This window comes from Cupriavidus sp. Met-2, from assembly GCF_049843575.1.
Lineage (GTDB): Bacteria > Pseudomonadota > Gammaproteobacteria > Burkholderiales > Burkholderiaceae > Cupriavidus > Cupriavidus metallidurans.
In genome coordinates this window covers 385,251-409,479 of sequence record NZ_JBBHZL010000005.1, presented here as the reverse complement: position 1 = coordinate 409,479, position 24,229 = coordinate 385,251, and the positions used below count along the sequence as shown (strand labels likewise).

22 protein-coding genes are annotated in these 24,229 nt (G+C 61.1%); 15 read left to right on the top strand and 7 right to left on the bottom strand.

Features of this window, described 5'->3' with window-relative positions:
* Position 1: 1 nt before the first annotated feature.
* From WD006_RS14480 to WD006_RS14470, 3 genes are read left to right on the top strand one after another with little or no spacing between them, the layout of a single operon-like run.
* Positions 2-967 (top strand): TniB family NTP-binding protein, encoded by a 966-nt coding sequence (locus WD006_RS14480; RefSeq protein WP_017513709.1) that lies wholly within the window; start codon positions 2-4, stop codon positions 965-967.
* Positions 968-976: 9 nt separating this feature from the next.
* The gene (locus tag WD006_RS14475) at positions 977-2,335 is read left to right on the top strand and encodes a TniQ family protein (protein WP_111733677.1); all 1,359 of its coding nucleotides are present in this window, start codon (positions 977-979) and stop codon (positions 2,333-2,335) included.
* Positions 2,336-2,344: 9 nt separating this feature from the next.
* A complete protein-coding gene (locus WD006_RS14470) occupies positions 2,345-2,476 on the top strand; it encodes a hypothetical protein (protein WP_017513707.1) in 132 nt (43 codons plus the stop codon).
* Positions 2,477-2,722: 246 nt separating this feature from the next.
* Here WD006_RS14470 and WD006_RS14465 read toward each other — a convergent pair whose 3' ends face one another.
* Together WD006_RS14465 and WD006_RS14460 are read right to left on the bottom strand one after the other, a co-directional pair.
* Positions 2,723-3,793 carry a UvrD-helicase domain-containing protein gene (locus tag WD006_RS14465; protein ID WP_017513706.1) on the bottom strand — a complete coding sequence of 357 codons (1,071 nt, stop codon included), beginning with the start codon at positions 3,791-3,793 and terminating at the stop codon, positions 2,723-2,725.
* Positions 3,786-5,387, bottom strand: coding sequence for an ATP-dependent nuclease (locus tag WD006_RS14460; protein WP_024569973.1), 1,602 nt, complete (start codon positions 5,385-5,387; stop codon positions 3,786-3,788). The genes WD006_RS14465 and WD006_RS14460 overlap by 8 nt, the downstream gene beginning before the upstream one ends.
* A gap of 797 nt (positions 5,388-6,184) precedes the next feature.
* Here WD006_RS14460 and WD006_RS14455 point away from each other — a divergent pair.
* Positions 6,185-7,516 carry an MFS transporter gene (locus WD006_RS14455; RefSeq protein ID WP_029306631.1) on the top strand — a complete coding sequence of 444 codons (1,332 nt, stop codon included), beginning with the start codon at positions 6,185-6,187 and terminating at the stop codon, positions 7,514-7,516.
* A gap of 57 nt (positions 7,517-7,573) precedes the next feature.
* On the opposite strand, the gene WD006_RS14450 is transcribed toward WD006_RS14455, so the two are convergent.
* Positions 7,574-8,008, bottom strand: coding sequence for an ester cyclase (locus tag WD006_RS14450; protein ID WP_024570048.1), 435 nt, complete (start codon positions 8,006-8,008; stop codon positions 7,574-7,576).
* Between the two features lie 90 nt (positions 8,009-8,098).
* Entirely contained in the window at positions 8,099-8,878 is a 780-nt protein-coding gene (locus WD006_RS14445) for an SDR family NAD(P)-dependent oxidoreductase (protein WP_029306630.1), read from the bottom strand.
* Between the two features lie 226 nt (positions 8,879-9,104).
* Here WD006_RS14445 and WD006_RS14440 point away from each other — a divergent pair, with 226 nt between their 5' ends.
* The 7 genes from WD006_RS14440 to WD006_RS14410 all read left to right on the top strand — a co-directional run bounded on the left by WD006_RS14440 (position 9,105) and on the right by WD006_RS14410 (position 15,480).
* Entirely contained in the window at positions 9,105-9,647 is a 543-nt protein-coding gene (locus tag WD006_RS14440) for a VOC family protein (RefSeq protein WP_017511357.1), read from the top strand.
* Positions 9,648-9,884: 237 nt separating this feature from the next.
* Complete coding sequence (locus tag WD006_RS14435; RefSeq protein ID WP_017511358.1) at positions 9,885-10,916, top strand: LacI family DNA-binding transcriptional regulator; 1,032 nt, start codon at positions 9,885-9,887, stop codon at positions 10,914-10,916.
* Between the two features lie 176 nt (positions 10,917-11,092).
* The gene (locus WD006_RS14430) at positions 11,093-12,070 is read left to right on the top strand and encodes a zinc-binding dehydrogenase (protein WP_029306629.1); all 978 of its coding nucleotides are present in this window, start codon (positions 11,093-11,095) and stop codon (positions 12,068-12,070) included.
* Between the two features lie 193 nt (positions 12,071-12,263).
* On the top strand, positions 12,264-13,232 hold the full coding sequence (locus tag WD006_RS14425) for a Bug family tripartite tricarboxylate transporter substrate binding protein (protein WP_029306628.1): 969 nt from the start codon (positions 12,264-12,266) through the stop codon (positions 13,230-13,232).
* A gap of 35 nt (positions 13,233-13,267) precedes the next feature.
* The gene (locus tag WD006_RS14420; protein WP_029306627.1) at positions 13,268-13,774 is read left to right on the top strand and encodes a 2,4'-dihydroxyacetophenone dioxygenase family protein; all 507 of its coding nucleotides are present in this window, start codon (positions 13,268-13,270) and stop codon (positions 13,772-13,774) included.
* Between the two features lie 50 nt (positions 13,775-13,824).
* Positions 13,825-14,796: a Bug family tripartite tricarboxylate transporter substrate binding protein gene (locus tag WD006_RS14415; RefSeq protein WP_029306626.1), complete on the top strand. Its 972-nt coding sequence runs from the start codon at positions 13,825-13,827 to the stop codon at positions 14,794-14,796.
* A 6-nt stretch (positions 14,797-14,802) separates the two neighbouring features.
* Positions 14,803-15,480 (top strand): Crp/Fnr family transcriptional regulator, encoded by a 678-nt coding sequence (locus tag WD006_RS14410; protein WP_051722950.1) that lies wholly within the window; start codon positions 14,803-14,805, stop codon positions 15,478-15,480.
* An 8-nt stretch (positions 15,481-15,488) separates the two neighbouring features.
* On the opposite strand, the gene WD006_RS14405 is transcribed toward WD006_RS14410, so the two are convergent.
* Both WD006_RS14405 and WD006_RS14400 read right to left on the bottom strand, forming a co-directional pair.
* A complete protein-coding gene (locus tag WD006_RS14405; protein WP_029306624.1) occupies positions 15,489-15,998 on the bottom strand; it encodes a 2,4'-dihydroxyacetophenone dioxygenase family protein in 510 nt (169 codons plus the stop codon).
* 38 nt (positions 15,999-16,036) lie between these two features.
* Positions 16,037-16,543, bottom strand: a complete 507-nt coding sequence (locus WD006_RS14400; RefSeq protein WP_035831947.1) for an ester cyclase — start codon at positions 16,541-16,543, stop codon at positions 16,037-16,039.
* Positions 16,544-16,959: 416 nt separating this feature from the next.
* On the opposite strand from WD006_RS14400, the gene WD006_RS14395 reads away from it, so the two are divergent.
* Entirely contained in the window at positions 16,960-18,468 is a 1,509-nt protein-coding gene (locus WD006_RS14395) for an aminotransferase class V-fold PLP-dependent enzyme (protein ID WP_029306622.1), read from the top strand.
* 539 nt (positions 18,469-19,007) lie between these two features.
* On the opposite strand, the gene WD006_RS14390 is transcribed toward WD006_RS14395, so the two are convergent.
* A complete protein-coding gene (locus WD006_RS14390; protein WP_029306621.1) occupies positions 19,008-20,027 on the bottom strand; it encodes an AraC family transcriptional regulator in 1,020 nt (339 codons plus the stop codon).
* A 99-nt stretch (positions 20,028-20,126) separates the two neighbouring features.
* Here WD006_RS14390 and WD006_RS14385 point away from each other — a divergent pair, with 99 nt between their 5' ends.
* The 3 genes from WD006_RS14385 to WD006_RS14375 all read left to right on the top strand — a co-directional run bounded on the left by WD006_RS14385 (position 20,127) and on the right by WD006_RS14375 (position 24,161).
* Positions 20,127-21,656 (top strand): flavin-containing monooxygenase, encoded by a 1,530-nt coding sequence (locus WD006_RS14385; protein WP_029306620.1) that lies wholly within the window; start codon positions 20,127-20,129, stop codon positions 21,654-21,656.
* Between the two features lie 31 nt (positions 21,657-21,687).
* Positions 21,688-22,635: an alpha/beta hydrolase gene (locus WD006_RS14380; protein ID WP_029306619.1), complete on the top strand. Its 948-nt coding sequence runs from the start codon at positions 21,688-21,690 to the stop codon at positions 22,633-22,635.
* 83 nt (positions 22,636-22,718) lie between these two features.
* Entirely contained in the window at positions 22,719-24,161 is a 1,443-nt protein-coding gene (locus tag WD006_RS14375) for a DUF1254 domain-containing protein (protein ID WP_029306618.1), read from the top strand.
* The last annotated feature ends 68 nt before the right edge of the window (positions 24,162-24,229 follow it).

Genomic DNA, 24,229 nt, shown 5'->3' with positions numbered 1-24,229 from the left:
TATGAAGAGACGCGACTATAGTGAGGTCGATGCGGTGAGTCGGGCGATTGACGACGTGATCGTGGCCTACCAGCCTTTCACGGATGTGGTAGAAGCGGTCATCCGCTTTGCGGAGTCGCCCATTCAGCGCGGCTTGAAGATTGTCGGCGAGAGCCGCGTGGGTAAGTCGACGGTGGCCAGTCTGGTCTGTCGGGAACTGAATGCACGCGCGCCCGCAGGTCAAGTATGGGCGTTGGTGATCGAAATTCCCACCAATCCGACGGAGAAGACCATTGTCGAATTGCTCCTCTTTGCCCTGGGGAACGAGCGTGCAGATGGCACCGAGGTCAAGCTGTCCACGCAGTTCATCAAAATCGCCCGGGAATGCGGGCTCAAGCTGGTGTTGATCGACGAGTTCCACCATTTTGTGGAGGGGCGGGCGGGCGTGACGCACCTGGCGCGCGCGGCGAATTCGCTCAAACGTCTCATGAATAGCACGAAGCCAGTCTCTTACGTGGTCGTGGGCCTGCACAAGCTGCTGCGCATCACCGCCACGTGCGAACAACTGCGAGGGCGCCTCACGGCGACCCGAGAGTTGGGGGCGCTCGGCCAGGCGATGCTAGACAACGTGGCAGACGCGAACGTTCGCGACGTGTCGTTCCGGAACTTTCTCAACGTGCTGCGGGCCTTGACGCGGGTGTTGCCGTTTCCGAACGCAAGCGAGTTGTATGGCCCTGAGCTGGGCCGACGTATGCTGTCGGCGGCGCAAGGTCGGCTGGGTTACATCAAACCGTTACTCATCGGTGCTGTCGAGTTGGCTCACCAGCGTGATGAGCGGCTGCTTTCCAGCGAACTGCTCGAGGCGGTATTCACACGCGATATCTGGAGTGATGGCGTCGGCAGCAAGAACCCTTTCAACCCGCACTTTAAATTTGAAGACCAACTCGATGGACCGGGGGAACCGTTTGCGCCGGATGGCGACTGGTGAGGATGCAGCATGCAAGCCGTCAATCTTGTCTATGACTTTCCTGTGCAGCCGGATGAAACCGACAGCAGCTTTCGGCAGCGTGTCCGGGGCGTCCGATCCAGCGCCATATCGATGCCGCCGGGCGAAAGGCACGCAACCAGCTTGGTCGGGGAGGTCGAGTCGCTGAGTGTGGCTTTTCGTGAGCAGATGGGGGGGCAGTGTTGCCCACTATGCCTTGCAGAAAAATCATACTGGCGTGCTGAATGGGAGATTCGTGCTGTACGAGCCTGCCTGTTACATGATTGCTACCTTACGAGTCATTGTTCGGCCTGCGGGCGTCTGCTTGACTGGCATCGGCGCAACGGGCGTTTCAACTGCCTGTGCGGCATGCCGCTGTTCTGCTGCCGTCCAGTGGCCGCGTCTGCCGAGGCACTGGCCTTGACGCGCTTTGTACTGGGTGAGCAACAACCCGCCCGGGAGCTGGTAACGTTGGACCTAGAGGGCCGGTGTCGTTTGGTGCGTGTACTCGGTATGGCGCGGCGCTCGATGCAAGGTGTCGTGCAATCGGGCAGCGGTTTAGTGGGGCTTCAATGGGAAGCTATTGCCGACGCCGCCGGTGCCGTACTTGGTACGGGTATTGATCCTGTCAAGTTCCTGTTCTGTCAATTCGCTACCGCTCTGGATCCCGATGGTGGCGAAACCCACCGTGCGGTGGCATCGGAATTGTTTCGGATCATCGAACGCGAGGTTTCCACTCGACTTGCTCAGCGGGTCCGTCACTGGAGTGCCTATCCCGATGGGTTTGATGATGATGACCGGGTGTACCTTTGCTGGGTGCCGCATATCCTCTGCAGTTACCCGATCGTGAATGAAAAGTTCCTGCGCCGACATCTTGCCATTCCGAGGGAGCAGGCGTGCCACAAGGCGACACGAGTGCCGCTCCGCCAAGTGCTGGATGTACGAGGTCGCTGTATCGAGCGACTGTCAATCCCCATACTACGCGAACGGTGGGGCTTGCCGGCAGTTCAAGTTGCAAAGTTGTTGCGGGCATATGGGGTGCGACGACTGTGGGGGCCTCCTTCATTCTCGGCGGCGGATGTCGAGCACCTGCAGAATCAATTCAAGTGGCACGAAGGCGACGCGCATCCCCAATATTACACATACGACGAGGCGAGAGCGCAGCGAGCTTCGGTTGCACACCTGGACCAGTTATTGTGTAGTGACGGCGCGCGGAGCAGCGCAGATGTAGTCATCTGGCGCTGCGCCGGAAGATGCCAGTTTCTGGTCACACGGGCTGCCATCATGGCGGTCGTAGCGGCGCGCAAGCAGCTACGAGTGGAGCGGTTCACCGTCGTAAGAAGCAAGAAGAAAGATCGACCAGTCGCCTGAGCGTCGGGGATGCTATCGTCGTTCGCCAAAGTGCTCGCAGAGATGCCATTCAACGAGGGCCAGATCGTGAGCCACCTCCAACTGCGACTGGCTAGCGTCAAGAAGGAAGCCGGCATCGCGAACTCGATCGAGGCGAAATGACTGGAAGCACTGTCGGGCGGTCCAGCCGCTATTGCACAACTGGTCAAGGCATCCTAGATCCTGAAAGTGCTTCGAGCATAGGCCGCTGCTGGATGCCTTACAAATCTGCACATGCTCGCGGATTTCGTCCGTTGAGAAGGTCAAAGTTAGCCTCGATAGACGGCAGCCGCAGCACTGCGGGCCGGGAAGAAGCCGACGCAATCTGGCATTTTTTATTTTGAGCCGCATTGAAGTTTGAGTCCGCCGCTATGGAGTCCAATACGGCAATGCTGACGCGCCCGCATTGTCCATGACGATGGCCACGCTTTGCGCCGCTCGAGTAACGGCCACGTAAAAACTCGCTGCAGGGACTGGCTCTAGAGTGGATCCCTGGCGCACGAAGGCTGTGATGCCGGCCGTCGGAACGATGAGCACACGATCAAACGTTGATCCCTTCGCGACCTTGAAGTTCATGAAATCCAAATCGAACTCCTTGCCGGATCCTGCCATGCTCCGCAGGCATTGAGGTGCGAATCGCTCCACGTAAGCCCCCACGTGCTTTTTCATGAGGAGGAATACCCCGTCGTGTTCTGTTTGTACTTCGTTGCGTGACACGGTCGAAGGAAACGCCCAGTTTGCATCGAAAATCGTGTCTGAAAATTCCGCGATCTTCGGGTGGCACCGCCAAGTTTCCACACTTTCAGTGATGGTCAACTTCCCGAGTGTCTCTCTCTCTCGGAACCACTTTACCGCTTCGGCATAGGCATACCGCTTATTTTTGGTACCACGGGGGTTCGTGGCCAGAACTGATTGCCGTATATCGCCGACCATCCGAATCTGAATTGACGAATGCAATAGCGCATCGGCGATCTCCCAGTCATGCGCGCTCAAGTCTTGCACCTCGTCAATCAGTATCTCATCGTACAAGCTCTCCAATCGATGTAGTAAGGCGCCTTTGCTGGCACCTAGCAGTTCGTTGGCGAGGCGCCCGAGTTCACATGCGTAGGCTGCGCCGCTGCGGTCGAGAAATCGCGACAAGCCTTTCGCGTACCTGTCCGGTCGCCCCTCAAAACTGAACCCCAGAACCCGCGCTCCGGGAAACTTGAAGGGGAGAAACGGCTTTGCAAAATGTCGTAACAGGAAGGTGAACCATCCCATGACTTCGATGCCCAGGTGATCGCCCGCTCGTTGCCCGAGCCGGCGTCGGAGTTCCTCCTGATTTGCCTGGGTAAAGGTCAGGACGAGGACGCGGCGCTCCGGAAGAAGCCGTGCGCAATGCTCGACGATACCTTGGGTCTTCCGCGAGCCAGCAACGGCCAGAGTGAGCTGGTTAGCCATGGATGAACGCCGCGGCCTGGCGCATGTACTTGGGTGGCGTAAGCTTGCTCGTTGCGTTGGCGATGCGGAACGCCGTCTCGGTTTTCTCCCGGCTCATCCATTTGTGTAGATCTGCGCTCGCCGTGATGCCAAGTAGGCTGCGCAATGTCGCCTCGCCATTGTGGTGGATGATTTGCGGTTCCAGGGTGTGGCCGTGGGCGACTTCCCCAATGAACAGCTCACGCCTTCCCGGACTGAGCCACGCATCAACGCTTGTGGACAGCTCGGCCGGGTCCGTGCCATCGTTGTCGCGCATGGCGGCCACCGGTTTATCCAGCGCGGCGCAGAATTCAAGGCAGCGCGCCAGCGACAATCCCCGCATGCTGATCACGTCGATGCCCAATTCCATAGGGCGCTTCCCAAACAGGTCCTTGAAGAATCGCTCGAAAACGATCTCGTCGGAGGGCCCTTCCACGAGGACGATCTTCTTGGCCAAGGCCATGCGCAACGTGTCATAGCCGGGAAGGCGCTGAAAATACGAGACGGTTTCGGGATCTAGCGTCGTAATCTTCGACGTCTTGCCGTGTGCCAGGAGCAGAATGGCATCGAGACCAAGGCGGTTCAGAACGAAGGTGCTGTGCGTGGTGATGAACAGCTGCTGATGGTCGCCAGTGAGCGCCTCGATCCGCGAGAGGAGCGTGGTCAGGCTGGTATGGGAAAGGTGATTCTCTGGCTCCTCGATCATGACGAACGCGGCGTGGCCGGCATTGCGGTTCAGGGCCAGCGAGATCTTGATCGCGGCCTGTTGGCCCTGTCCGGACATCGAGAACGGTACATCGTTGACATGGGGGGTCACCACGCCGTCCCAGGCGGTTCGCGCGCTTTGATCCATGGCCAGCGAGATCGGCTGATCGTGCAAGGAGGCGTGGATCGTGCCGATGCGCTTGTTGATCGCGTCCAGCGCCGTGGTCGACATAGTCGCCTTCAGCTCGCGGTAGGCCAGGGACACGGCGGCACGCTCCGGCGGGTCGAGATGGTCGCCAAGGATCTGTCGCAGGTGATAGTCAACGCCGCTCGAGGAGCGAACGGTCCGCGAGTCGATAATGGCCGCCGCCAATTGCCGGGGGCGATTGGTGATGCGCTCGTCGGCGAAGGAGCGCCAGTCAACAAGGTAGAACTCGACCGGCAACAGGGAGGAAGGCTTGGCCATCCACTCGGCCAGCTCGTCCGCATAGTCGGGATTCGGCATGATCCGCAGCGACAGGCCTGGGCAGGCCAGGGTCGGCACGTCGGTATTGATAGCGCCGCAAAGCCGTTGCAACTCGGGCTTGTCCGCGAAGTACAGTTCGATGTGGATCTCGGGAAACCGAGGCCGTTCACCGCGCTCGATCTTGGCAACGAAATCGGCCACCACTCCGGCGTTAAACCAGTGCGGGTTTAGCTCTTCGCTTGCGCTGCGGCCACCGATGCGCCCGGTAAGGGCGAGCGCGATGGCTTCCATCAGTGTCGATTTGCCGGCTTCGTTGCCCCCCACTATCAGATTGAGCTTTGGGTTGGGCGACAGCGTGAAGTCCGTGTAGATACGGTATCCGCGGATCTTGATTTTGGTAATCAACCGACACCCCGCCTCGAAGTTTGTTGGGAGGATTATAGGGCACATGCCGACGGGGTGATCGCCCGTTTGCATGGACACTTGGAGGCAGGCGTGAGCAAGCTGAACCTTTGGCGAACCGACGTCAGGCGCAGTCCATTCAACTCAAAATCACTGCAAGATAAGTCGTCCTATTCTGCTCGCGTGCTGGTGCATAGGGCGCTGGGTTGTGGAGACTGCGCGGCATCGTGTCATCAAGGCCCGGGTGCTCACGGCATTCCTCGGCCCCAGCGCAGTTTCGCTGTGGGTTACCTACGGCCACTTGTGAGTCCACGAGAAGCCACGGCTAATCGATCTTCCCAAATCTGCATCTTTCTTTGATACGACAGTCCCAATGTGGCAAGGATTTGTGAGAATCCTTAGTGAGTTCAGTGATTCATCGATTCGCAATGCCTTGATTTTTATGGGGAACGTGTTGGCGGCGTCTTTGAGAATGGACAGCAGGGGGTACCAAGATGAGGTTTGTTATGCCTGTACTACGCGCGGGGCCGAGGACAACTACCGACCCGTCTCAGATGTTCCCGCTATGCCCAGCCGAGGACCGAAGGGCTTGCTCAACCGCCCGTTCACAATGAGCTACCGCAGGGCGTAGGCGTATCTCCAGGCCGATGTCACTGTGCCGCTCTCCATCCTTAGCGCCGGGCTGCAGTCATGGGCGCCGATGCGGGTTAGTCCGCATGCACGACTGCCAAAAGGCGACAGTCCGTACTCGACCCCGCTCAGATAATCGGCGCGACGCCTATCACTCTGGGAGACATGGCATGGACCTGGTGCGTACTGACATCAATGAAGACGATGAGCGCAGGCTGTTCCGGAAGGTGAGCTGGCGAATACTGCCGGTGCTTTGTGTCTGCTATGTCTTTAGCTTTCTGGATCGCACCAATGTGGGCTACGCCCAGCTCCAGATGCGCGACGAGTTAGGGTTCAGCGATGCGGTGTTCGGGCTGGGAGTCAGCGTTTTCTTCGTTGGCTATGCGTTGTTCGAGGTGCCAAGCAACATGCTGCTGTCGCGTATCGGGGTGCGGAAGACATTCCTGCGCATCCTGATCCTGTGGGGACTTGCCTCCGCGGCCATGATCTTCGTGGAGACGCCCACGCAGTTTTACATCATGCGCTTTCTCATCGGGGTATTCGAGGCCGGGTTCGTTCCTGGCGTCCTGTATTACCTGACGCTGTGGTATCCGAAGCGGCGCATCGCCCAGGCGACAGCGATCTTCTATATGTCCTATACCTTGGCTCCGATCCTGGCCGGCCCGGCGGCCGGGGCAATCATGACGTGGCTCGACGGAGTGTTGCAACTCCGCGGTTGGCAATGGCTCTATCTATTGGAGGGCCTGCCGTGCGTGCCGTTGGGCGTCATGGCATACCTGCTGCTGTCAGAAGGCCCGAAGCAGGCACGCTGGCTGACGGAGCGTGACCGTACTGACCTTGAGCAGATGCTGGACCAGGATCGCGCCGGCCATGGCCACGCCCGCATGCGGGACGCAATCCTTGATGCGCGCGTCTGGGTGCTGGGGTTGATCGTGTTCCTTGTCGTGTTTGGTGTCTTCGCGCTGTCGTTCTGGAAGCCGACGCTGCTCAAGGGCATGGGGCTGACCGTCATGCAGGTGGGCCTTGCTGCAACGATCCCGGCGCTGTTCGGGGTCACCGCGGCTATTTTGGTCGGTCGTCATTCGGATAAGACTGGCGAGCGCCGCTGGCACTTTGCCATTGCCGCATTGGTGGGGGCAATTGGCATGCTCTGCGCGTCGTTGTTTCCGCGGGATCCCGTCATGACCATCGCGTGCCTGACGCTCGCGTCGATCGGCATGTCCAGTGCCTATGCGGTCTTCTGGGCGATGCCTGCAACGATCCTGTTCGGGCCCAGCGCTGCTGCGGGCATTGCAGTCATCACGACGATCGGTTCGAGTTCCGGCGCGGTCGCTCCGCTGCTCGTCGGGGCGTTGAAGACGCTCACCGGTGGCTTTACTGCAAGCCTTTACCTTCTGAGTGGCGCACTGGTCTGCGCTGCCGTCATTTTCGCGTACTACTTCAGGGATGGCGCCGACGCACGCCGCGTTGCGCGCCCGGCAAGCCACACGTCGGCCGCCTGACAAAAAAGAAGCGAGGGCCATCGGGCCCTCGCTTCTATCCGAAATTGCCGTGAAGTGTCAGAGCAGGCCGAGGGCACGTAGCTTGGCGTCGGTGGCGGAGTAGGGCCGCTCGCAAATGATCTTGTCCGAATTCGGCGCGAACTCGAAGGTCGCGGCCATGCGCACGCGGAACTTGCGACCAGTGGGCGGGAAAACTCTGCCATTGGCCTTCAGATCGCCCAGGTGCGTGCCAGAAAGCCAGAACTCGACCAGCACAGTGTCATCTGCGGCGGCGATGGCGATGATTTCGTTGGCCAGGTCGGGGAATGAAGCGCGCGACGAGTCGAAGTAGCCGCGCACCTCTTCCTCCCCATCGAACACTGTGCCAGTGGCGTGCATTTCATAGCGGGGGTGTGCGAAGGTGTCGATCACAGCGTCCCATTCGTGCGTGCACTCAAGGGCCATATGGTCACGCACGGTCTGGATGCGTGCGGCGTTCAGGGATTCGGACATCTTGTTCTCCATCAGGTTTTTGCGGAAAGGGATCGGCGACTGGCATCGCCTTGCGCTGTGCCAGTCGCCAAATGGGAATGGAATGCGGTGTCAGCGCAGCAGCCGCCAGCCGCCGTCTACGGTGAATTCGCCGCCCGTGATGTAGCCGGCCTGGTCCGACGCGAGGAAGGCGATCAGGTTGGCAACGTCCTCGGGCTTGCCCTCCTCGGCAAGCGGAATGCGCCGGCCAGCCGTCCGGGGATCAACGCCGCCCGCAGCCTGACGTTGCTTGTACTGATCGAAGATCGTCTCGAGCATCGGTGTGGCGATCTTGCCAGGATGGACGGAGTTGCAGCGAATCTGGTGGCCGTTCTCGGACCCGGCCAGCGCCACGGTCTTGGTCAGTTGCGTCACGGCACCCTTGCTGGCGCCATAGGCGACGCTCTGGAGGGTCGGGTAATACGCACCGACGGATGCGAGATTGATGATGGCGCCCTTGCCGGACCGGCGCATGGCCTCGATACCTTCGCGGCAGCCCAGAAACGTTCCGTCCAGGTTGACCGCCATCACGCGCCGGAAGTCGGCGAGGGTGGTGTTGGCAAGGGTGCCATTGACCACGTCGCCGACGATGCCGGCCGCATTGACGAGCACGTCGAGACGCCCATGGCGCTCAAGGATGGCGGCGATCGTGGCTTTCCAGCCAGGCTCGCTAGTGACATCCAGCGCCATGAACTCGGCGCCGATCCGGTCCGCCACCGCGGCGCCATTGCCGTTCGCAAGATCGGCAATGACGACACGCGCACCGCGCTTCGTCAGCACGCGCGCGGTTGCCGCCCCGATGCCGCTTGCGCCACCGGTCACCAGCGCCACTTGGTCCTTGAACTGAGTCATCTCGATGAGTCTCCTGTGAGGTGTCCTGCAAGCGCAGCGTCCTGCATGTCACCGGATTCTGTGAAAATGAAGAAACGTTTCCACTGCTGAGATGAATTGTTGTTGCCACGAAAAATGCGGGCAATCATGGTAAACACTACCCGCATGAACTGGGTGGTTACGGCTATATTGTGAAAACGTTTCTGCAAAAGCAGGACCGCAACCTTCAGAGGACAAGGAGACAGTGATGAGTTATTTGTTCGGCGGCGTCCGGCAGCTTGGCTACGTGGTGAGCGACATTGAGAAGGCCATGGCTCACTGGACGGAAAAGCTGGGCGTCGGACCGTGGTTCTACAAGGAAGACGTGGGCACCACGGAATACCGCTACTACGGCAAGCCCGCCACGCCGCCGAAGCTGTCGATCGCGCTGGCCAACTCGGGCGACCTGCAGATTGAACTGATCCAGCAGCGGGACGACGCCCCATCGCTCTATCTGGACTCGCTCAAGCGCAGTGGTGAAGGCGCGCAACATATCGCCTACTGGACCGAAGACCGCTTCGACGAAATCGTGGCCCACCTGCTGGAAGCAGGGTATGTCGAGGGGCATGGAGGCCGGATGGGGCCGCGTGGACGCTTTGCCTACTTTGTGCATCCGGAGTTGCCCAGCGGCATGTTCGAGATCTCCGAACTGACCGGCGGCAAAGGCGAGTACTTTGCCGAGGTCAGGCGCGCAGGGCTCGCCTGGGACGGCAAGGGGCAAGCCATCCACCAGATCGGCGCGCCGCGATAGCGCACCGCCGGCCCGGCAGGCCTGCCTCTTCCGGCCGGGTATCCCTCCGGCCGCAGGCCTGAAGAGCCCGCGGCATCTGGTGAGCTAGAATGCCTGACGTCCAGAAAATGATGCGTCTCGCGTCGCTGGCCCGCTGCGCAATCGCGGCGGGCAGCGGCAAAGTAAGCCGGGGAGGGAGTCGATGTTGCGGTCTTGTCTTAAGCCTGTTGCGGCACAACGTATCGTGAAACGTCGCCAATGAAGCCACGCATCACGATCCGGGAGGTTGCCAAGGAAGCCGGCGTTTCGATTGGCACGGCATCCCGTGCGCTGAATCGTGCCGGTCGCGTCAGCGAAGCAGCGATTGCGGCAGTGTCCAAGGCGGCCCGGCGGCTGGGATACGAGCCCGACGCGATTGCTCAGAGCATGCGTACGCGCTCGTCCGGCGCCATTGGGCTGATCGTGTCGGATCTCGCCAATCCGCTTTACGCCAGGATCATCACTTCGGTGGAGGCTGCGCTTCAGGCGGCCGGATACGCCTTGCTGATCGCCAGCACGCATAACGACGGCAAGCGCGAAAAGAATCTGATCGACCTGTTCCGCCGCCGACGCGTGGATGGCCTGATCCTGGGGCCCTGCGAGACGGAAAATCCCAAACTGCTGGAACAACTCTCCCAGGAGATGCCGGTCATCGCGCTTGACCGGGATTTCGGTCCGACTGGCACCGGCGTCTATGTCGATCACTACACCGGTGCGCTGCAGGCAACCCGCTATCTGCTGAATCTCGGCCACACACGCATCGCGTTGCTGACGCCGGGCAGCGTCCTGCGTCCGGGTCGGGAGCGTATCGCCGGCTTCAAGGAGGCGTACAAGGAACAGGATCTCAAGCCGGTGCCGAAGCTGATCCGCTGCGAGAAATCCGCGATGGATTTCGCGTTCACCGAAGCGTTGTCGCTGCTGTCTGGGCCTGAAGCGCCAACGGCTTTCATGTGCCTCGGCACGCGCATCCTGGCTGGGGTGCTGCAGGCGCTGCGGCATACCGGCCGGACGGCCCCTGGGGATGTGAGCGTGATCAGCATCGGCGATACCGACCTGTCGCAGTTGTTCAGTCCGTCCATCACATCGCTGACGTGGGATCTGGAGATTGTCGGCACTGTGCTCGCCCAATTGATGCTCAAGCAACTGGAGCGTGACGCGGGCATCGAGCCCGAGACCATCGTGATTACCACGCAACTCGTGCTCCGCGAGTCATGCGGTCCCGCGGCCGCGCGGAAGAAGGCCACTGCATAGCCGCAGCGCAAGGCGTTTGGGCTCGGCAATGCCGCCTCCATGTGAGGCGGCATTTTTTTGTCCGATGGAATCTTGCGTAAAGTGCGAAAACGTTTCTACAATGGATACGCCTTACGTCTCCACGGTGGTGACTCCGTGACGACGTACCCAGACCTATTCGACAGGAGACACGCACAATGAAAGCTGCGATTCGCGGTGAGACGGGACTTGTTTTTGCGGAGTTGGAGATCCCTCGACCCAAGCCCACTGAAATCCTTGTGAAAGTGCGGGCCAGTTCCCTGAATCGCGCCGATTTGTCGCTGGTGGACGGGAAAGCGCATGGAGCGGCAGGCGGTACTGGTACGCCGCTGGGCCTGGAATGGTCGGGGGATGTTATCGAGGTTGGCACGGAGGTCACCGCCTACAAGATTGGCGACAAGGTGATGTGCTCTGGCCTCGGCGGCTTTGCCGAGTATGCGATTGCGGACTGGCGGCGCGCCTTCCCCTTTTCTGACCCCGAGATGGACTATGAGACGGGCGCCTGCCTGTCCGTTGCGTTGCGAACGACCCATACGGCAATGCGTCATCTCGCCGGGCTGGAAGCCGGGCAGACCGTGATGGTGCTGGGCGCATCGTCCGGCGTGGGGCTGATGGCATTGCAGGTGGCAAAACACTTTGGCGCCAGCTTGGTCATCGGCACGTCGACCAAGCCCGACCGCCGCGCGCGCCTGTCGGAGTTTGGTGCCGACGTCGCGCTCGACAGCAACGATCCCGACTGGATGAAAGCCGTGCTGGCGCACACCAATGGCCAGGGCGTGGATCTGCTGGTCGATTTCCTGGCCGGTCCGTTCATCAATGACAGCATGCGCGCCACGAAGATCGGCGGGCGCATCGTCAATATCGGCCGGATGGCAGGGGAGCGTGGAGAGTTCGACTTCGACCTCCATTCGTTGCGCCGGATCCAGTATCTCGGCATGACCTTCCGGACCCGCACCGTCGAGGATTTCGGCGTCATTGCCGAACGCGTGCAGCGGGACTTCTGGCCGGCGCTACGGCAAGGACAATTGCGCCTGCCGATCGATGCCAGGTTACCGCTGGATCGTGTCGCGGAGGCTTGCGAAATGATGCGCAGGAACACGCATTTCGGAAAGATCGTCCTGACGCAGGACGCATAAGGCGCGCTCTTTCCAGGGTACCCGCGCGCCCCATAATTCTCACAAAAGACTCACGGGTTTACCACCATTTGATTTGCGCGGGTACCCTCGCACAATTTGTGGAAACGTTTCTTCATGTTCCATAAACTACATCTGCGGATGGCAAGCGAACATGAAGCGCGGAACGCGTGAAATACAGAAGTTGGAGACAAAGATGAAGAAGTTCGCCTCCCTCGGTTTACTCGCTGTAGCCGCCTTGTCCTTCGGCGCGCAGGCGCAGGGTGAAGCCGGTTATCCAAACAAGCCGATCCGCCTGATCGTCCCGACCGCACCGGGCGGTGGCGGCGACGTATTTGCCAGGATCCTCGCGGACCAGCTCGGCCGACGCCTGAAACAGCCACTGGTCGTCGAGAACAATGCCGGCGCTGCCGGCACCATCGCAATCGGGCAGCTTGCCCGGGCCACGCCTGATGGCTACACCATCGGCCTTGGCACGATGACCACCACTACGCTGGCCCCGGCCGTCTACCAGGCCCTGCCCTATGACCCCGTCAAGGACCTGACGACCATCGCCCGCGTGGGAACGTCGCCGATCATCCTGGTCGCCACGAAGGACTTTCCCGCCAACAACCTGAAGGAACTCGTCGCCTTGGCGAAGAAGAGCGCGTCGCCGCTGCAGTTCGGCACGTGGGGGCTGGGTTCCACCGGCCACTTCTGCGCGGAGGTGCTGGCGCAGAAGACCGGGATCAAGCTGGACCATATCCCGTTCAAGGGCTCGTCCCCCGTGGTGACTGCCATGCTGGGCGGGGTGGTGAAGCTGGGCTGGCTGGACATCGGCAGCGGTACGTCGGCCGTCAAGACCGGCAAGATCAAGGCACTGGCCATGTGCACGCGCCGCACGGCGAATTTCCCCAATGTTCCCACCTACAAGGAGCAGGGGGTCGATTTCGACCAATGGACGGGGTGGGCCATGTTTGCGCCTGCGGGCCTGCCAAAGCCGATCACGGAGAAGCTTGCTGCGGCCGTCCAGGACACGCTCAAGGATCCGGCAGTGACGAGCAAGATGGCCGACCTCGGCATCACGCCCGACTACGTTGCCGGCGCCGAACAGGCCACGATCAATGCGCACGACATCGAAGTCTGGAAGCGCGTCGCGCGCGAAGCCAATATCAAGCTGGACTAAATCATTCCCCATATCCATCTCTGCTGGAGATAGCAATGCCACTGCCGAACGTTGTCACACACCAGGACCGGCTGTTGTCGGTCAACATTAACGATTCGCGCGAATTTCCCGGCTCCGAGCCGGGCTCGACCATCATCCCGCTATTCCTGGACCGCGAAAACGGCGTCTGGGTGCTCTACGGCAAGTTCGATCCGGGCACCACGCTCCCGCCGCACTTTCACACGGGTACCGTGCACTTCTTCACGACCAAGGGGCAGTGGAATTACGTCGAGTATCCCGAGGATTCGCAAACCGCGGGCAGCTACCTGTATGAACCTGGCGGTTCGGTGCATACCTTCTCCGTGCCGGCGGATGCGAAAGAGCCAGCCGAAGGCTTCATGGTTGTCTACGGCGCCAATGTGATTTTCTCCGAAGGAGAATTCCAGAGTGTCCGCGATGCCGGCGCGATCGAAGAGGGCATCCTTGCGGCCGCGCGCAAGGCCGGGGTTCCCGTGCCGCGATACATCCGTCCCAAAGGGGGCGCGGAGTTCTCGTTGGGCTGAAGCGCCCCCGGAGCTGGCAGGTCAGAACAAGTACTCAGGAGACAACTGTCATGAAGCATTCCCTCTGCAGCGGCTTCGCGGCGCTTTGCATGTCGATTGCCGCCGTCGCCTTTGCCCAGCCCACCGGCGACTATCCCATCCGCCCGGTCAAGCTGATCGTGCCGTCTGCTCCCGGAGGTGGCGCGGACGCATTTGGTCGCTTGCTGGGCGATCAACTGAGCAAGCGCCTGAAGCAACCGATTGTGGTGGACAACATCGCCGGCGCGGCCGGAACGATTGCCATAGGACAACTGGCGCACGCCAGGCCTGACGGCTACACGATCGCCTTGGGCACGATGACCACGACCACGCTGGCGCCAGCGGTCTATCACCAGCTGCCTTACGATCCGGTCAAGGGCCTGACCACGCTGGCACGCGTCGGCACCTCGCCGATCATCCTGGTCGCCACTGCCGACTTGCCGGCCAACAATCTCAAGGAGTTGATCGAGCTAGCGAAGCGAAGCCAGAAGCCGATTCAGTTCGGCACCTGGGGCCAGGGCTCGACCGGCCATTTCTGCGCCGAAGTGCTGGCTCAGAAGACGGGCATCAAGCTTGACCATATTCCGTTCAAGGGCGGTGCGGCGGTCATGACGGCCATGATGGGCGATGTGATCAAGGTTGGCTGGCTCGATATCGGCTCCGGCACGGCAGCGGTGAAGACTGGGAAGATCAAGCCACTGGCGATGTGTACCCGGCGTACTGCCAACTTCCCGAACGTTGCCACGTACAAGGAGCAGGGCGTCGACTTCGATCAGTGGACGGGCTGGGCGATGTTTGCACCGCCGGGCGTGCCGAAGCCGATCGTCGACAAGATCGCGGCGGCGCTGAAGGATACGCTGCAGGACCCCTCGGTCATGGCGAAGATGAACGACTGGGGTATTACCCCCGACTACCTTGGAGGTGCCGAGCAGGCTGCCGTCAATGTGCGGGAGATCGAGGTCTGGAAGCGCGTGGCCAGGGACGCCAACATCACGCTGGACTGACGGCTCATGGGTGGCCTCGCGGATGTCAACGGTCATGCTGGTACGGAACTACTGTCCCCGGAGCTGGAGGTCGCGTTGCGCGCCCATGTCTTGCGCCGGAAACTGGCAAAGCACGAAGTGCTGTTCACCTATGGCTCGTCGCCGGAGGCGCTGTTCTGCGTGGAGCGCGGGCGCATGCGTTTCAGCGTCACGGCGGCCAACGGCCGCGAAGCGGTGCTCAGCGTACTGGAGCCGGGGCAATGGTTCGGCGAGGTCTCTCTGTTCATGGACGCACCGCGCGTCTATGACGCGCGCGCGGTGGTCGATTGCGAGGTGCTGATGGTGCCCGCGCAAGCGTTCCACGCCATCGTCGACCATCACCCGGCGTTCCTGATGGAGTTCACGCGACTGATCTGTCGGCGCTATCGCTGGGCGCTGGAGTGGATCGACGAGACCATCCTGCAACCGCTGCCGGTGAGGCTGGCACGCCGGCTGCTGGCGGCGCAGCACGCGCACGCGTTGTCCGCGCCCGCCGCCGGGGATACCGCGCTGCAGTTGTCTCAGGAGGACCTTGGGCACATGCTTGGCGTCTCGCGTCAGAGCATCAACCGGCAGCTCAAGGAGTGGGAAGGCCAGCGGATCCTGCGACTGCACTACGGGCACGTCACGCTGCTGGACCAGGACGCCTTGCGGCGCCTGGCCTGACGTGCCCGCTACCGGGCGCTGGCAAATTCCGCACCGCCTTTCGGACGGATGTACTTCGGCATTTGCATGGCACCCAGCCTGACGGCGGCCAGCAGGGTTTCCTCGATGGCTCCGGCGTCCATGATGCTGTGGTACTCGCCATTGACGAAGTTGATGTTGGCGCCGTAGACAACCATCAAGCCTTCGGCCGGGTCGCTGGCATCGGCCGGCACCATGAAGGTGTGCATGGACCCGCCGGGTTCATACAGGTAGCTGCCCGCCGTTTGCGGATCGTCTGGGTACTCGGCGTAGTTCCACATGCCGCGTGTGGTGTAGAAATGCACTGTGCCCGTATGGAAATGCGTTGGCAGGACCGTGCCTGGTTCGAATCTTCCGTAAAGCACCCAGACTCCGTTCTCGCGGTCCAGGAACAGGGGGGTGATAGTGGTTCCCGGCACTTCCGTCGGCAGGCGCGGGACTTCGTTGGTGTTGATCGTCAGCAGGCGTTCCTGATGCGTCGTGGCTTGTGGCAAGGGCATATCGTGTCTCCGTGGCTATCGTGGGCGGTGATGGCGGTCTACACCGCGGCCGTCTGGTCTGCCGCCGTGTCCTGCAACAGGCCGGCAATGGCCTGCACCTTCTGCACGGCTGGCAAGCCCGCCAGCAGTTGCTGCATCAGGGTCAGGCTGTCGTAGTAGATCCGCTCACAGGTCAGCGTCTCGCCATCGAACAGGAACAGCGCAATCATTCGGCAGCGGAACTGCCTCCCGGTCGGTGGCAGGCCGTTCAGGTTGCCGCGATGCGTGCCGAGCAGCCAGAACTCGACGATCACGGCATCGTCGGTATGCCGAAGCTGGATGATCTCGCTGCGCTGGTCCGGGAAGGCCACGCGACTTTGCGAGTAGTACTTCCGGACGTCATCATTGCCATCGAACACTGCGCCGCTCGCAATGAGTTCGTAGTGCGGATGTGGAAACGTAGACAGGACCGCGTCGAAGTCCTGCCGGATCTCGTCGGCAAAGTGATCGCGAACCACGCGTTCGCGAAGCGTGCGCAGGTCTGCGCAAGGGGTTGTTGTCGTCATCGAAGTCTCCGTCGCACTCTTGTGAGGGGCGCCGCCGTGCGATATTGAATGGCAGCGCTCCGGGGCATTATCGGCATGGGGAGCGAAGAAGACTGTCGTGGATTGGCGTTTCAGTGCTGGGGTATTGGAATGTCCTAGATTTGATCCCTATCAGTTGCTTGTCCTGATCGGGCGAGCGGCGCCTTATGGCCGGCCTCTGCCTCACGCCGCAACTTTCACCGCCACGAAGGACAGATGCAGCAAAGGGACCCGGCAGGGCACCACTTCAGTCTGCCCGCGCGAGCAGGTAGCGCGAGAGCATTCTGCAAAAATGATATTTTTTAGCATCATATGCTCCACATTCCAATATCGATCATGGATTTTGGAAGCAATTTTTAGTGCGCTCGTCGTAGCATTTCTACCCTTCTGAAGGATGAATGATGAGCACGGACACTCTGCGGTACTTCGATTACGCTGCAACCACACCGGCGGACCCTCGTGTCATGGAGGCGATGTTCGGCTGCCTGGGGGCCGCCGGCGTCTTCGGAAACCCTGCGTCGAACTCCCACGCTGCAGGGCTGAAGGCAAAGGATCTGGTCGAGCAGGCTCGCGCCCAGGTCGCCGCTCTGATTGGTGCAGAGCCATCCGAGATTGTCTGGACGTCCGGCGCGACAGAGTCGAACAATCTGGCTCTCAAGGGCTTTTTCGACCGCGAGCCGACACGGCGCCATTTGGTTACCAGCAAGCTTGAGCACAAGGCAATTCTGGACACCGCGTCGTACCTTGAGCGACTTGACGTTTCCGTTTCCTACCTCTTGCCGGATCCGTCAGGCGAGATTTCGCCGGCCGCTGTGGAAGCGGCCTGCAGCCATCACACGGGCCTCGTTTCGTTGATGATGGTGAACAACGAGATCGGCACCCTTACCAACATCGCCGAGATCTCGCGGCTCGTTCACGCCGCTGGCGCCCTGCTTCACGTGGACGCGGCGCAGGCGGTTGGCAAGACCGCGATTGACGTAAAGGCGATGGGCGTGGATCTGCTGTCGATGTCGGCACACAAAGTATATGGTCCGAAGGGCATCGGTGCGCTCTATGTGAGCCGCGAAGTGGCATCGCGCATCGCTTGCCAGATGCATGGTGGAGGACACGAGCAGGGACTACGGTCTGGCACTCTCGCCACGCACCAGATTGTCGGCATGGGAACGGCTTGCGAACTGGCGCGGACGGAAATGGCTTCGGACAACGAGCGCATCGCGCAACTGAGCGAGCGTTTGCTGAGTGGTGCGCGCGCGACAGGCGCCATCACGCAAAACGTCAGTTCCGCAGTCCGCATTCCGCACACACTCAGTCTGACTGTGGAGTTGCCCAATTTTCTCCCGTCCATGTTGGCCGACGACCTGGCCATCTCCTCAACGTCTGCCTGCAATTCGGCGGCTGGCAAACCGTCTCACGTGCTGACTTGCATCGGTCTGGATAAGGATTCGGCGGAGCGCACAGTTCGCCTGAGCCTCGGACGCTTCACAACGGAGGCAGACGTGGATTTTGCGGTCGACTGCTTTCGTGGGGCCATAGAGCGCTGTCTGGAAGTGGGCGCGGGCCGACAGGACATGCAGATCAAGCAGCTCTCGAACGACGTGAGCGTGGCGCCACAGTTAAGCGGAGCCGACGTACGGGCGGCGCATGCGATTGGATTCCGTTCCATTGTCTGCAACCGGCACGATGGAGAGGCGGCCGGCCAGACCCAGTTCGCGAAAATCGCGGAGGTTGCCAGTTCGCTTGGCATGGCTGCGCACTACCTGCCCGTGGAATCGGGTGATGTCACCGTCGAAGCCGCTGCAGCCTTCGGTTTGCTCGTGGCAGAGCTGCCGAAGCCCGTACTTGCGTACTGCCGTACGGGAACCCGTTCGGCTACGCTGTGGGATTTGGCAAGCAGCAGGCAAGGCTGAAGGGGCGGTCGGCACGGAAAGATTGCGCGACGGGGCGTGCGTGGGTTGACGTGCCGTCCTCGGCGTTCGGCCAACGATCCTGCGGAAGGTAAGCAAAAACCATAGGCCTTCTCGCCCCCCGCCCGCCCCCCGAAATTGGATAGGACGCGAACTCGGCACTGGCGCGACACAAACGCCCGCAGCACGTTGGTACTCAAACGGCGACACATTACTGCCTGGACCATCAGTCGCCGGTGGCCGTCCAGAGGGCATACGAAGGTCTCTGCTCGCCCTTTCGCGGTCATCCGCTCTCGAGCGACTTCAATGGCGACTTCCGATCCAGAAGTGCCGTTCGGTGACAGCCTACTCAGGTGTCTCCTGCCGAAGTACAGCCGACGTTCGCCTGCTGGTTTGGCTGGCGAATGATCCGGACGGCCGTAAGGTCAGCCTCTCACAGAGCGCGACGTCGGCGTCCTCTCCCCCAGGTGCGGACCGTTAAAAAGCCCCTCACGATCACACATGGTCGAGGGGATTTTTTTATCCTGGCAGCGAATTACCCATCAATCTGGGGTGCGTTTATGTTTGCGCAGTGCCGAAGGGGCGGCGCCATACCACTGACGGCAGGCCCGCGACAATGCAGATTGGGCGGGAAGGCCAAGAAGCAGGGTGATCTGCCCGAGAGGCAGATTGGTTTCGGACAAATAGCGCATCGCCAACTCCTTGCGCACATCGTTTCTTATGGCCTCGAAACTGGTTGCCTCCGCGGTAAGGCGGCGTTGCATCGTGCGCGGGTGCATGGCCAACAGATCGGCCACGCTGGCCTTGCTGTGGCTCGACGTGCCCAGCGTGTCGCGCAGCACCTGCCGCACACGATCCGAAACACTGCCGTGCTCGCTGCGGAAATTGCGGAAGATATAGTCCTCCGCGATCCGCCGCAACGTGGCGTCGACGCCCAGCAGGTCGGCCGCAAGCGTGCTGCGGCTGAGATGCAGACTGGCCCTTGGCTGCTCCACCAATACCCTGGCGCCAAAGAAGCGCTCGTAGGTGCTAAGCGATGCAATCGGCGTGTGAGGAATGGACACCGCGCGAAGCGCGTATCGGTCGCCGGCGAGTAGCCGGGTGAAGTTGTGCATATCCGCCAGGCACAGGTCAATGGCTTGCCGCTGGGCCGGCTGACGCGAGAGCCGGATCTCGATGGAGACCTCGGCCGCATCCTTCGCAATCTCGCTGTGCTCGTGGACTGTGTAGACGAGACCCGGACTATGCACAAACATATGGTGCGCCGCGAAATCCATACCGGCGCGGATTGTCGTTGCATTCTGCAACGCAATGCTCAAGGGCCCCAGCACGTCAATGCTCTGGTGGTTGGACAAGCGCAGGCCGAAGTCACCGGTCCGGGTCTGTTCCGCGCTGGCCTCCAGAAGATGCACGACAGCACGCAGGGAAATCATGGCGTCGTCGCTGTCGAGCGCCCCTTCGTCGACGTGATAGCGCCGCAGCAGCGGCGCGGGGTCGCAACCCATGGCGCGCATCAGCGCCGGGTAGCCACGCAGTCCGCTTGCTCGCACTAGGGCATCCATGGCTCGTAACGTAAATTAATTGTCTCGTGACGTCAAGAGTCGCTTGGCGCCACACGCTACAGTTTCCGGACGACAAGGCCAGACATAAGGAGACGCTGCGTGAACGCCAATTACGACGTATTGATTATCGGCGCCGGACTATCCGGCATCGGCATGGCATGCCATCTGGCTGAGGCATGTCCGGGCAAGCGCGTCGGCATCCTGGAGCGGCGCAGTGCCATCGGCGGGACATGGGACCTGTTCCGGTATCCCGGCATCCGCTCAGATTCGGACATGTTCAGCTTCGGCTACAAGTTCCGCCCGTGGCACGAGTTGAAAGTCCTTGCCGACGGCCCTTCGATCCGTCGCTACATTGGCGATACCGCGCGCGAATACGGTGTCGACAAGTGGATCCAGTTCGGGCTGAAAGTCCTGCGGGCATCGTGGTCGAGCGAGGACCAGTACTGGACCGTCACCACACAGCAGGAAGGCAGCCACGATACCCGTACCCTCACTTGCAAATTCCTGATCCCCTGCACGGGCTACTACAACTACGACCACGGGCACCGGCCCGACTTTGCCGGCCTTGAGCGGTTCCAGGGCATCTGCGTCCATCCGCAACACTGGCCTGAAGATCTGGACTATCGGGGCAAGCGTGTCGTCGTGATCGGCAGTGGCGCGACGGCGGTGACGCTGGTCCCGGCCATGGCCGGTCAGGCGTCACACGTCACGATGCTGCAGCGCTCGCCCAGCTACGTCTTCTCGGTGCCGGCATATGACAAGATCTCTGCCGTCCTGCAAAAGATGCTGCCGGCACGCTGGGTGTATGGCCTGGCACGGTGGCGCAATATCCGCCTGCAGCGCTTCATCTACAGGACCGCAAAGCGGTGGCCGCGGCGCGTCCGCTCCTGGCTGCTGTCGCATGTTGAACAACAGCTCGGACATGGCGCCGACATGCGGCACTTTTCGCCCAGTTACAACCCGTGGGACCAGCGGTTGTGCGCAGTGCCTGACGGCGATCTCTTCAAGGTTATCTCCGAAGGCAAGGCCTCTGTGGTGACGGACCACATCGAGACCTTTACCGAAACCGGCATCCGCCTGAAGTCGGGCAAGAGCCTCGACGCTGACATCATCATCACGGCCACCGGGCTTCAGCTCCAGTCCCTTGGTGGCATGGAGGTACAGGTGGATGGGCGGCCGCGGCACCCCAGCAGTCTCATGACCTACAAGAGCGTGCTGATGCAGGACGTGCCCAACCTGGCCAACCTGTTTGGCTATACCAACGCATCCTGGACATTGAAGGTCGACCTGGCCGCCAACTACATCTGCCGCCTGCTCAACCACATGGACCGCCACGGCTACAACGTCGTAACGCCAATCGCCCCAGCCGGGGAAATGCTGGAAGAAACGGTCATGGATTCCCTGCAGTCTGGTTACGTGCAACGCGGTCGGAGTACCTTGCCTCGTCAGGGCCGTACGCCTCCCTGGCGCGTTCTCCACAACTTCGTGGCCGATCGCGAGATGTTGACGAGGTATCCGATTGACGATCCAGCGCTGAGGTTCGTCCGTGCCGCAACGACCACGACGGTGGCGCGCGGCCGGCCAGCCAGCGACCTTGTGGCAACCAGCATGGACGAAACAACCGTGTGAGGTTCAGCCGCATTCCGCATCGGAGCCTTGCATGGTCAGCATTGATTCTTCCTTCCAAAGCCACGGTGAGCGTTGCGCGGCCACGCTGATGCTGCCGAGCCAGGGGACGCGCCCGCCCGTCATCATCATGGCGCACGGATTCGGCGCCATTCGCGCCGCCGGTCTGTCTGCCTTTGCCGAGCGGTTCGTGGCCGAAGGCTACGCCGCATATCTCTTCGATTACCGGAACTTCGGCGACAGCGAAGGCAACCCGCGGCACTGGGTCAGCCCGCGCCGCCACCTGCAGGACTGGGTCGCTGCCATCGCACATGTGAGCTCACTCCCAGAGGTTGACGCCGATCGCATGGTGTTGTGGGGGACATCGTTCTCGGGCGGGCACGTCATCCAGACTGCTGCTGCAGATCATCGGGTCCGAGCCGTCATTGCCCAAGTCCCGCATGTCAGTGGGCTGGCCAGCATGAAGCAGGTACCCTTCCATCTCTTGCTGCGCATGATGCTTGCGGCCATGCGCGACCTCTGCGGCAGCGTCATTCGTCGCGAGCACTACAGCCCGATCATCGGTCGTCACGGTGATATGGCCGCGTTGACCGGCGACGACGCTTGGCATGGTTATGCAAGGCTGCTGCCTGCGGGAGCGGCGTGGGAGAACAAGGTACTGTCGCGCATCTTTCTGGAGGTGCCACTCTACAGCCCGATTCGCCACGCGCACAAGGTCGCCGCGCCTACCTTGATCGTGGCCGGAACCCATGACACGATCACCCCGGCCAGTGCCGCGCGACGGGCGTCCAGGCGCATACCGTACTGCGAGTTCCATCTCGTGGAAGGTAACCACTTTGAGCTGCATTTGCACGATGAACCGGCGTTCGCAAGCAGTATCGCGGCGCAGTTAGCTTTTCTGAACCGGCACGTTGGTGTCGCCCCCATCGCCCTCGAAAAAAGCGGCCGAGATCATCGTGCGGGCAGTGGCAGCCGACCGTGAACACGTGCTGTTGGGCATCGCAATTTTCCATGTGTGCTGCACTTGGAGCATGAAACCCTCTGCTGTAATGTCTAGGAGCCGTGATGTCGATGAAGGATCTGTTGGTGGCCGCTTTGCTGTCGGTCTTTGCGTTGTCGGGATGCCAGTCCGTGAAGATTGGTCCTGCGACGGAACAGGCAACTGACGAGAGAGCCGCGAGCGCAGTCAATGAAGCGGAAGTCCGCTCCATCGCGCGCGAAGCCTACATCTACGGCTACCCGGTCGTCGAAGCGTACAAGACGCTCTACGCCCAGGCGGTCGACCAGGGCGGTCCGAACTTCAAAGCGCCGTTTAACCAGATAGGCAACACGGCCAACGTCTTCACGCCGAACGACACGGCGATCATCACGCCCAATTCGGACACGCCATATTCATTCGTCTGGATGGACCTGCGCGCAGAGCCGCTGGTGTTGACGTTGCCGCCCATCGAGAGCAAGCGCTACTACTCCGTTCAGCTGATCGATCTCTATACGCACAACTTCGCCTATCTTGGCACTCGCACCAGTGGCAACCAAGGCGGAAATTACATGATCGTGGGCCCTGACTGGAGCGGCGAGAAGCCAGCCAACGTGAAGGCCGTGATTCGCAGCGAATCCAGCATCGCCTATGCCATTTATCGCACGCAACTCTTCAATGCCAAGGACCTGCGCCGGGTGCGTGCCATCCAGAACGGCTACAAGGTGCGGACGCTGAGCGCGTTTCTCGGCAAGCCGGCACCAGCGCCAGCCTCCCCCATCGACTGGCCGAAGCCCGTCGCAGATGCCACGGATTCGTTGGCCTTCTTCCGCTACCTGAACTTCATGCTGCAGTTCGCGCCGACGGTGCCGAGTGAGCAGGACGTGATGGCGCGCTTCGCAAAGATCGGTGTGGGCCGCGGCCTGTCGTTCGACAAAAACTCGCTATCGCCAGAGATACAGAAGGCCATGGCGGGCGGCATGGCTGATGGCAAGTCCCAGTTCGTGGAATTCAAAAAGACACAACTGGACACCAGGAAGCTCACCAGCGGCGACTTGTTTGGTACACGGGAGCACCTGAAGAACAACTATATGTACCGCTATGCAGCGGCAGTACTGGGGATATTCGGTAACTCGGCGGAAGAGGCGATTTATCCCGGCTACTTCCTGGATGCCGCAGGCAAGCCGCTGGATGCAGCCGCCACGCGCTATACGCTGCATTTCGACAAGGACAAACTGCCGCCGGCCAACGCGTTCTGGTCGCTAACGATGTATGACGGCCAGAGCAAGCTGCTGGTGGCTAACCCTCTGAACCGGTATCTGATCAACGCTTCGATGCTCGGCCAACTCAAGCGCGATGGCGACGGTGGGCTCACCCTGTATGTCCAGAAAGACAGTCCAGGCAAGGATAAGGCGAGCAACTGGCTGCCGGCGCCTGACGGGTCTTTCTATGCCATCTTGCGCGTGTACCTGCCGAAACAGGAGATGCTGTCTGGCCAATGGCGCCAGCCGCCCATGGTGGTGGCCGAGTAAGAATCAGGCGCAGGCGCCAAGGCGCCGGTGTGACTATGAAAACCCGATACGACGGAGGGGAACTGTGA